Origin of the sequence: Citrobacter sp. wls718 (assembly GCF_005280945.1) — a bacterium.
Taxonomy (GTDB): domain Bacteria; phylum Pseudomonadota; class Gammaproteobacteria; order Enterobacterales; family Enterobacteriaceae; genus Citrobacter; species Citrobacter gillenii.
In genome coordinates this window covers 49,761-61,400 of record NZ_SZWV01000100.1, presented here as the reverse complement: position 1 = coordinate 61,400, position 11,640 = coordinate 49,761, and the positions used below count along the sequence as shown (strand labels likewise).

The window sequence follows — 11,640 nt, the reverse complement described above, 5'->3', positions numbered from 1 at the left end:
TGGAGATTCAGGGGGCCAGTCTAATCGATAGTAGGCAATATTTAGAATGTTTATATATTCATTCGCGTAATGAATTGATATTTACATTGTAAGCCGGAGTGAATTTCTCGATATAAAAAAATATTATATTTTAGTTATTGCGATAAACTCAAGGATGGTTGTCGTATGGCGCAATGGATGCGCATTCTCATACTCGTGTTACTTTATGGTGGCGTTGTTTCAGCCTCAGGCACCAGTGTATCTCCAGTAGCTGAAAAAATGAGTGAAACCTCATTACCTGATTTAGCCAGTGACTCAGCGCAAAAAAAAGAACAAGAGAATCTCGGAAAATCATATACAGAAAAAAGCGCTGACTATTTTATTAATTCTGCCACGCAAGGGTTTGATAATCTAACACCAGAAGCGCTTGAATCTCAGGCCCGTAGCTATTTTCAGGGGCAAATGACTTCGTCTGCACAATCTGGAATTGAATCATTAATGTCGCCCTATGGCAAAGTGCGTACCAACCTGGCAATTGGTGAAGGGGGGGATCTGGAAGGTAGTTCGCTGGATTATTTTGTTCCCTGGTACGATACCCAAAGCACATTGTTTTTTAGTCAGTTTTCAGCCCAGCGAAAAGAAGATCGTACCATTGGTAACGTGGGGTTCGGCGTGCGTCAGAATGTAGGGGCGTGGTTGCTGGGGAGCAACGTGTTTTATGACTACGATTTTACGCGTGGTCACCGCCGTCTGGGTTTAGGTGGCGAGGCGTGGACCGATTTTCTGCGTTTTTCCGGAAACTATTACCATCCTCTGTCGGACTGGAAAGATTCCGAAGATTTTGAGTTTTACGAAGAACGTCCGGCTCAAGGCTGGGACGTGCGGACAGAGGCGTGGCTACCATTCTATCCGCAGCTTGGCGGCAAACTGATTTATGAGCAGTATTATGGTGATGAGGTCGCGCTGTTCGGGACAGATAACCTGCAAAAAAATCCGCACGCTGTGACCGTTGGAATGAGTTACACACCGGTTCCTTTACTTACGCTGGCGGCAGATTATAAGGCTGGTACGGGAGACAATACTGACTTAAGCGTAACGGCATCAATGACCTACCAGTTTGGTACCCCGCTGGCAGCACAGCTTGATCCCGAAAATGTGAAAACCCAACACTCGTTGGCTGGAAGCCGCACCGATTTTGTCGATCGTAATAACTTTATCGTTCTGGAATACCGCGAAAAGGATCCGCTGGATGTCACTCTGTGGCTGAAAGCCGATGAAACCAACGAAAACCCAGAATGTGTCATTCAGGACAAACCGGAAGCCGGTATTGGCCTGGAGAAATGTAAATGGACGATCAACGCGCTCATTAACCATCGCTATAAAATTATTACAGCCTCATGGCAGGCGAAAAACAACGCCAACCGCACGCTGGTGATGCCGGTGGTAAAAGCGAACATGCTCACAGAAGGTAACAATAACCGCTGGAATTTGGTGCTACCAGCGTGGATCAATGCCAGCACAGAAGAAGAACGCACGACGTTGAATACCTGGAAAGTCCGCATCACCCTGGAAGATGATAAGGGGAACAAACAGAACTCGGGCATTGCGGAAATTACCGTGCAGCAGGACCGCCGGATTGAGCTGGTTGTCGATAATATCGCTGATGCCGATCGTACAGATCACAGTCACGCTGCCAGTGCACAGGCTGATGGTGCTGATGGCGTGGTGCTGGACGTGCTGTTAACCGATTCGAATGGTGATACCACCGACCGTAATGGCAACGAGCTGGTTGATGACGTAATGACCCCTGAGCTGTACGACAGCAATGATAAAAAAGTCGCGCTGTCGACGACGGCGTGTACTGTAGAAAACCCCTGTGTATTTATCGCTAATCGAGACAAAGCGGCGGGTACGGTTACGTTGTCGAGTACGTTGCCGGGAACCTACCGCTGGAAAGCAAATACGGATGTTTATGGCGACAGTAACTATGTTGACGTTACCTTCCTGGGAAGTGACTCCGGTGGTGTCAGCGGTATCATCTATCAAGTAAAAGCCGCACAGCCGGTCAATTTGATGGGCAAAGAACAACAACACCCCACGCTCAATAATACCTACCGCTTCGCGCTTTGGCGTGATGCCAACAGCGATAGCGTATTCCAGATGTCAGAGCAGCTGACGGAAGAAGAAATGGCGCAGTATGACTACCAGTGGGAGTTCACTGGGCAGAGCACGCATGGGCATACCGGCGCCGAGTCAAATACCACCAATGAAGATCTAGTTCTTCCTGCAACCAACAAAGAGGCCGCGCAGAAATTTGGCGCGAATGTCCAGGATGGCGTTCAGGGATACGGCATACGGGTTTCGTATAGCCAGAAATAGCACAGCGTAGTGGCTGAGCGGCCAATCGCTGAAACATAAAGAAAAGGAGAGTCTTAATGCAGCAAATCGTAAAACGTCGACTAACTAAGGTCGCTCTGGCACTGGTAGTCGCAGGATATTGTTCCGTTCCGGCTATGGCGGCAAATGGCAATCTTAAGAGTGGACAATGGCAGATTGTTTCCGACAGCACGGGGACGATTCAGGGGACTGTACCGTGGATCACTCGCGCGGCAGATAAAACTACAGATACCGACAAAGATCATGTGACGGTCACTGTCGAACGCGCTAGTCGTACGGTCATCAGCGAAGGTGACAAGCAGTTCCACGTGGGCGATAAGGTGACGCTCAACTGGGCGATTGGCGATACGGAAGGTGACCTTGACGCCAACAATACCGCCACCAAAGCGACAATGGTTTGGGTGCGTTCTAAGAACCAGGATGGTTCGGATGCGGCAGAGATTAGCGGAACAACTGGGCAGGATAGCTACACCATTCAGGCCGATGATGCCGACTATTATCTCGGTATCAAAATGACACCAACCACCACCACCGGGGATCCCAACGCTGCCACCGTACTGCTGCTCGGTGACCTTTCTACCAACGCGGGCGGTGGTGCGGACGATGATGATGTTCCGGAAGGTCCAGTGGTTGATGAAAACGTGAAAGTGGTGGTTTACGAGTCAGGTTCGACGACTAACCTGTTGGGTACGGCGACTACACTTAAAACCAATACCACCTATAAAGTTCTGCTGTGGAAAGATAAAAACAGTAACGGCACCTACGATACCGGTGAAGACGTTACCAGCGATTACAACTACCGCTGGAAATTTACCGGCAACAGTAAGCAACTGGGCGCGGCGGGCGGTCTTGTCAGCAGTACCTATAACAACACCGATCTGGTGGTTCCGGTTACCAATGCCGAAGCGAAGAGTGCCTTCGACAACGGCGAAAGCGGTGGTGTTACCCTTGGCAACGATGGCGTGCAGGGTTACGGACTGTCTATCGATTATCAACGCAAATAATACTTACCCGACCATCCCTGCAAAGGGATGGTCTTTTCCGCGTCTTTTGCTTAGCTAACGGTTAAGCAAAAGATGTTGAATACAGAGCAAATACAGGTGGATATAGCTTATGGATGGCAGTCTGCGCAGGGAAGGGATTTCCCACTTTTTATTGATCATGCTGTTAATGTTCAGCAGTTTTTCTGCGCCAGTGTCCGGTGCGTTGAAAAGCGGTACCTGGCAGGAAGTGAACACCTCAACCGATGCAATCAACGGTACTGTGCCGCTGGCCGACGGTGTCACGATCCCTGTCTATCAGGGCAGTATTCAGCTCAAGTCAGATGAAACCAACACCATTAATTTTAGTGCTATGCCGCGTGACTTCAACACCGACGATACGGCTAGCGCGCTGCAGCTCGTTAATCCTCTGGATACCGAAGGCGATATTTTTGCGGTACCGCCCGTTCGTTGGGAAGAGAAAACGCCGAACGTTGCCCTAACCTGGGCCGATGCTGCGACTCCGGATGAGCCACTCAATCCGCAGCCTGTCGCCAATCAAACATTCTGTGCGCAGAATATGGCCGGGAAAAACTATGTAATCTGGCCGAAAATTGAGAACGATGATTCATCCACGCCGGCTGTTTTATATCTGCAAACGATCACGGGTACCCCCTTCAGCAATGCCACCACCCTGCTAGAGCAGAAGATTCCGGTAACGATTACCGCCGCGGCTGGCGATCCAGTGAAGGTAACGGCGGATAATTACAACGAAACGCTGAAAGCTGCAAAGGTGAATGTGGGCGGGAGCATTACGCTGGCGGTCACCACGCATGACTGTCAGGGTAATGCTGTAGGTAATACGGCATTTGTAATCACCCGTGGCGATGCACTGAACCGCCAGAATACCGTGAATAATACTGCACCCGTGCATGTTGGCGACACCGAACTGACCACCACGACAACGGAATATCACGGCACCACTGATGCTAATGGTAACGCCAGCGTTGTAATCACGCAGGCGAATGGCCCTGGTGTCAAAACTCCGCTGACGGTTTCTCCGGCCAATGCCACCACGTTGAAAGCTAGCGTTGATGTGATTTTCACCACACTAACCAGCCCGGATAGCACCAATGCCAATATGTGGGGGCATATGGCGGAAACCTCCAGCGCGGATGTGGAAGGTGAAACCTATACCTTCACTCGACCGAAGCTCGCGGCAGAAGCAGAAGGTACAAGCGGGACCGTGAGTGCAAATAACGAGACTTGGGCGCTATTTAACTGGAGTGGTGCCGATGAACACTGTGACATTTTACCCGATGCGCGTCAGTTAATGGGGTTGAAAATTGCTCGCGGCGATCTGGCGAACCAGTTGGGTTGGCCGGTGGCGGGTACCAATGAGTATTGGTCATCGTCGGCAGGGACGCTGGCGACGAATCACTTAGGTGTCAATATGTTCAGCCGTCGTGTTGTTGAAGAACCCGATACGACAACATCAGTGGTGAGCTGTGTCGATAAAGCCTCGCCGGACGTGACGCCTGCGTTGACGTTGACGCTGGATAATATGGATAGCAGTCTGAATGCTGCAAAGGTGCCGGTGGGGGACTCTATCAGTATGAGAATCACCATTACCGATAAAGAGACCGGTTCAGCACTGCCTTATCGCTATTTTGATCTGTTTGTCGGTGATGAGCAGAACCGTAAGGGGCAAACCAATACCGAGGCTCAGGCTGAAGGGGCTAAATACGGTTGGGATGACAATCCGGTGCTGGTGGGCATTGAAGGTTCCGGTACGCCGAATCATTACCATGGTATTACCGACGCCAACGGCCAGCTGTCGTTGGAGTTAACGCAGAACAACGGTGCAGGCGTTCTGACACCGCTGCGTGTGGTACTGGCGGATGGCACCGAATCCACGGCTAACGTCATCTTTACTGTAGTAACGAGTCCGGATGTTACGCAGGCACGCATGTGGGGTCATATGCAGGGCGTTGTTGAGGCGGGTAATATCTACAAACGACCACTGCTAGCGGGTGAGGCAACGGCAAATACCAGTTCAACCGTTGAGAATCATGAGGACTGGGCGACTTTTAATTCCGTCACTGCGGCGACCGCGCAGTGTGGTGTAGGGCAAGTGCCGGGGCAGGTGATTCTGGATGCGCTCTATTCGGCCCACTCTGGCAACGCCATGCTGACCAATTATGGTTGGCCAACTGCCAGCCATAGCTATATTTCCGCTGATACCGACGGTACTCAGACTGCGCACGTCAATCTCGCGAACGGCACCGATGCGATGTTTAGCGGTACAGAACCCAACTATCTCAGCTGCTCTGGCAACGAACTGGTTACACAGCTAGACGTGTCAATGAATGGTGATGCCAATCTACGTCAGGCGGTGGCGAAGGTGGGTGAGCAGATAACCATGACGGTGCACTCGGTCAATGCGCTGAACGGGCTGGTTGTCCCTAATGCGGCGTTTACCGTCACGATGGCACACGGTAAAAACCGTAGCGGACTGACTGCAGGTTATATCGATGCAACTGATGGTACGTTGGTGATGGGCGGCGAGTCTTTTGGCTCATCTCAGGCCTCTATGACGTATCAGGGAATGACTGATGACAGCGGTAACGCGACGCTTATCATCGAGCAACCGCAGGGAGTTGGGTTACTGACTCAACTGAGCATTGTCCCCGTCAATTCGCTCATCACAACGCCGATAGCGCGTAGTGTGAAGTTTACGGTATCGACCAGCCCGGACACGGCAAATGCGGAAATGTGGGGCCACATGGCGGATACGGTGACCGTAGATGGCCTGACATTTGAGCGGCCTAAGCTGGCAACAGAGGTCACTGCAACGCGAACTCAGGAGGAAGATAACGAAACGTGGGCGCGCATCACGCATACCGATGCGTCGGGCAGTACCGGGGCTGGTGGATGTGCGGCAAACCGCTTGCCTCGCGCCGATCAACTCAGTGCGCTGTATAACGCCAACAGCAGTGGATCTATGCACAATGTCCAAGGCTGGCCGGTGGCTCAATCATACTGGTCGGCGACGTTTGCCAGTGAGACCACGTGGAAAATGATGTCGCTAGGCAGTGGCGCAGAAAGTACCGGCGGTAACGCCTCTGTCTATACCAGCTGTCTTGCCAGTGATAACCCCGTTGCCTCCACTATTACCATTGAGGCGGTAACCCCTGCGCAGTGGAGCGATGTTGTGCAGGCGGCTAAGGTGAAAAAGGGCGATACGCTGGCGCTTAAGGTGACGGTAAAAGATGCCAGCGGTAATCCGTTGCCTGGCGTGCCGTTTGTGTTGAGTCGCGGCGATGGATATACGCGCCAGGGTAGCAAACATATTGCCGGTAGCGGTGATGGTATTGTGTCACCCGTGGTGATTGATGGTGAATCACTGAATGATACGGTGACAAAAATTGGCGGCATTACTGGCGATGATGGTAGCAAAACGGTTAGCGTTACCCGTCCGGATACCCATGGCACCAAAGTCGCGATAACCGCCACGTTGTATGACAACGCCAGTGTGAGCGACAGTCTGGACGCCATCTTCACCGTGGTATCCAGCCCGGATAGCGATAAAGCCGCTATGTGGGGGCATATGCCGGAAACCGTCACGGCGGCGAACGGTGCAGTATTTAAGCGTCCACTGTTGTTGGCTGAAATTGCCAGCGGCGTTACCGCAGGTAGCGTAACTGAAAATAATGAAGCCTGGGGAACCGTAGATTTCCACTCGATTTCTACTGCTTGTGGTGCGGCTTATGTTCCGACACTGGCAGACCTGCAGTCGCTGTATTCGGGGTGGCCGAGCGGAGCGATGAATACACAGCAGGGCTGGCCGCTGGATGGAAAAAACTACCAAAACAGCACTGCCGATCTCAGCCGCGCAACGGATAATCGCTATGTTAAATCGCTCAACCTGCGCGATAACGGCATCACGTCGCAATTGTGGAGCGAAAAGCTCTATTTCTCCTGTTTGCAGAGTGCGCATTCTACGGCAACGCATCTGACGTTGACCTCAACGCTCTATAAAGAGAGTGACGGCTTCGCCAAAGCGAAAGTAGGTGAAACCATCCCGATTGTTATTACCACCCTCGACGACAGTGGTAATCCGGTGGGCAATACGCCGGTTATCTTTACACGCGGTGACAGCGTGGGGCGCAGTAATCAGGACGTTAACACGACTGAAGCCGCAGCTATTCAGATTAACCAGGGCACTGGCATTGATAGCGGCGTTGAGTACTACACGGCCACCGGTGACGATGGGACGGTTACGCTGAATATTAACCAAGACGGTGGCGCGGGATTCAGTACGCCATTACAGGCATCGATTGAGAATATCACCAACACCAGTCAGTCTTTATCAGCGATTTTTACCGTAGTGACCAGCCCGGATACGGCAAAAGCCAACTATTGGGGGCATATGGCCGAAACGGTGACTGACAGTGCAGGGTTGGTGTATAAACGCCCGCTGTTGTCGAGCGAGTTTAGCGCTACACCGGGTAAAACGGTGACTATCGTCAATGGCAGTTATGATAAAGGTGAAACGTGGGGAATGCTCACCGCCAGTGAGGCTTGGAAAGGTACTAACGGTTGCGGACGTAGCAATTTGCCAATCACGGCGAATTTGCAGACGCTGTACACCCGCTATCCTGACGGAGCAATGCGTACTATCAACGGTTGGCCGATGAGCAATAACGGCGCCGTCAGCGATAGTCAGTACTGGTGGTCTGGTGATTCTGTGTTGTCTGAGGATGCTAGCCAGTTACAGTATGCGGCAGTCAATCTATTGAGTGCTGCGGATATTAAATCCACAACCAGTACATCAACCTATTACATGCAAACCTGTCTTGCCTCACCGCGCCAGCTTGCCAGCAAGCTAACGCTGACGCTTGCCAATGAAGATGAAACGACAGGCATCGCGAAAGCGAAAAAAGGCGAGAAGATTGCCGCGACTGTTATGGTTACCGATACAACCGGACTACCGGTGAGCAATGCGTTGGTGAAGATTACCCGTAGTGATGCCAAAACCCGTGCGAACGTGATTTATACCACTAACAACGCAGACGATATCACACTGAGTGATATTTCTTCAGGCCAGGTCAGCACTCTGCTGGATACTAAAGAAAAATACCTTTACGTACAGACAGATGCCCAAGGACTCATGACGTTTAACATCACGCAAGATAGCACTACTGGTCTGCAAACAACCATTAGTGCGACGCTGGCGGATGACAGTAAAGTAACGGACAGTAAAAATGCCATTTTCACGGTAATTACTAGCCCGGATACCAGCATCGCGAAATATTGGGGTCATATGCCCGAGACGTTTACCAACAGTAAAAACGTTGAATTTAAACGTCCGCTGCTGCGAGCAGAGCTCTCGTCGACAAGCAACACGACAGCATACTCGCTGACCGGGGACGGAGAAGTCTGGTACTCAACAACGAACATGGCGTATTTAGTACAGTGCGATCAGATGAGCACCGCCTCAGCGAGCGATCTGGCGACGCTGCAAAGCGACCACCCGAACGGTGGTTTAATGACACAGTTTGGTTTGCCGGTAAGCAGCACTTCGTTGCCGTGGATGGCTGGCAATTTGATCGTTAATGCTGCCCATACCGGCGTAATCTCGCAAAGCGTTAATTTGTTCTCGGGTGAAAATACACAAGCGAGTTCTCAGGCGACCTTGCAACTGTGCCGTGTGGAGCCAAGAACGCTGAATATTACGCTAACCTCCAGCTTGCCATGGGATGCGAACAAAGCGGGATACCTGGCGAAAAAAGGTGAGAAAATCCCACTGACAATTAGCATCACCGATAATGCTGGGCAGCCTCAGGTGGGTGTGAGTATTAAATTTTACCGTGGGCTTTCAAATTTTCGAAATGCACCAGGTTCCTCCACAAACGATACGCTTGCGGAATCCTACACACTTTTAGAACCGGTTTCGCCAGCGTCGGATGCTGTGACGCAAAAATACAATTTGTCACCGACATACTGGTATGGCACGACTGACAGTAACGGTAAAGTTCAGCTCAATGTGAGCCAGGATAGTACGACGGGGTTGAAAACCGAATTCTATGCAGTGATTGTGGACAACAATGTCTCGACCGAGGGTGTTGGCGGTATCTTTACCGTCTTGACCAGCCCGGACGTCGATACGGCTTTCCGCTGGGGCCATATGCCGGAGACGGTTGAAGGGCCGGACGGCGTCACCTATACGCGTCCAAAATTACAGTCAGAAGTTCCATCAGGCGTAGGCTTCTATAATAAAAACAATGAATATTGGGCGCATCCAACGGCTGTTCAAGCTCAAACGGCAGGGGCAACGGGCTGTGATCCTACCTACCAACCGCTGCTGAGCGATTTGCAGGCGCTGTATAATAAATACCCGAACACTGAACTGGAAACTACCTATGGCTGGCCACTGTCGTCGGGCAGAAACTGGTGGGCAGTAGACTTATCCAGTACAGGCCAATATCAAAGCCTTAATTTAAGCACGGGTACGAGTAATGCCACGACGTCGTCGACCACGATGCAGATGCAAGCCTGCCGAACGACGCCTCATGCGCCGCAACCGGCAACGATTGAACTGACATCCAGTGTTTTCGATGAAGCGGGTCAGTACGTTAAGGTGAAAAAAGGCGAAATCATCCCGCTGACCGTCACGGTGAAAGATGTGAATGGCAGCCCAGCCGCGAATGCCGCCTTTACCATTTCGCGTAGCGACGGCATATCGCGCAGTGGCCTGGTGAAGACCACCGATAACAAAGGGGCGACGGACGATCTTGCGCTAGAGGAACTGACGCCAACACCTGCGACCACGGTGCTGGGCACTAAGGCCAGCACCTATAGCGGCGTGACGGGGGCAGACGGCACCGCCACATTTAGTTTGAGCCAGGATGATGCTATGGGGCTTAAGACCACGATTACGGCGAAATTAGGGACTTATCCAACGCCAACGGCCGCCCTCGATACGATATTTACTGTCGTGACCAGCCCGGATACCGATAAAGCCGCGTACTGGGGCCATATGCCAGAAACCGCGACCAACAGTGCAGGTGTTGCCTTCCGACGCCCGCTGCTCGCCGCTGAAATGGCATCGTACAGCAGCACGTATACTTATAACAACGAAGTCTGGCCTCTGGTCACCGCAGGAAATACGGATATCGCAGGTGCGACAGGCTGCGATAAGGCGTATCAACCGCTGAAGAGTGACATGGAAACGTTATTTATCGATAACCTTAGCGTTTCAGGTGGTGTCGGTACCGTTTACGGCTGGCCTAGTGGCTCCAATGAACCCTGGTGGGCCGGAGATAAACAGGCAAATACCGGAAACTACCAATATATTATGCTGAGCACTGGCGGTGGTGGATCTACCAGTTCATCAAGTACCAAAGGTGCGCAGGTTTGTCTGGTTGAACCTCGAATTACTGCGGCAGCTATTACGCTGACCTCGACAGCGATGGATACGGCGAAGGCGTCGGCGGTAGCGGAGAAAGGCAAGACTATCCCGCTGACCGTCACGGTAAAAGATACCAGCGGTAATCCAGTCGCTAATGCCAGCTTTACTCTCTCACGAGGCGATTCGACAAACCGGGCGGGCGTGGTAATAACCGATGGTGACGTTGAGGCGGAGATGGGGGCGGATGATTTAATTCTTCAGGAAGTCATGCCATCGAGTTCGACCATTGATATGAGTACCACTGCCAGTGTCTTTAGCGGGACGACCGGCTCTGATGGCACGGCAACCTTTACGCTGGCGCAAAATAAGAGTTTGGGTTTGAAAACGGCGCTAACGGCAGCGTTGCCCAATAACGCTCAGGCGAGCGCTACGCTCGATAATATTTTTACGGTGTTAACGAGCCCGGATACGAATAAAGCGCAATTCTGGGGGCATATGAAGGAGACCATGACCTTGAATGGCAAGACTATCCAGCGCCCACTGTTGCTGGCGGAACTTCCTTCTGGCGTTACACCGCCGCTTCATATCATGATGAATAATGAGGATTGGACGATGGCGCACACGATTGATTCCAGCACCTGGGATCTGGCTGCCCAGCGCGGTAGTTTACAGAAAGCACCGACTGCGGATGATCTGGAAGCGTTGTATTCCGTTTTCAATAAGACCGGATGGCCAACAACGTCCAGCTACAGCTATTTGTCTCAAACAAAAGGGACCAAAAATTACTGTGCCTTTAACCTGTCAGCTGGCGGTGAAAACTGCACTATCGATGCGGGTAAAACGGCAGGGTTCGCGACCTGCGCGCAGTAG

At 51.8% G+C, this 11,640-nt stretch carries 3 protein-coding genes; all 3 read left to right on the top strand.

What is annotated here, in order from left to right; all coding sequences use genetic code 11:
- Positions 1-165 precede the first annotated feature (165 nt).
- The 3 genes from sinH (at position 166) to FDW95_RS18695 (ending at position 11,640) form a co-directional block, all read left to right on the top strand.
- On the top strand, positions 166-2,358 hold the full coding sequence (gene sinH, locus FDW95_RS18705; RefSeq protein WP_115257790.1) for an intimin-like inverse autotransporter SinH: 2,193 nt from the start codon (positions 166-168) through the stop codon (positions 2,356-2,358).
- Between the two features lie 56 nt (positions 2,359-2,414).
- A complete protein-coding gene (locus tag FDW95_RS18700; RefSeq protein WP_115257791.1) occupies positions 2,415-3,380 on the top strand; it encodes a SinI family autotransporter-associated protein in 966 nt (321 codons plus the stop codon).
- Positions 3,381-3,537: 157 nt separating this feature from the next.
- Entirely contained in the window at positions 3,538-11,640 is an 8,103-nt protein-coding gene (locus FDW95_RS18695; RefSeq protein WP_249359245.1) for a DUF823 domain-containing adhesin, read from the top strand.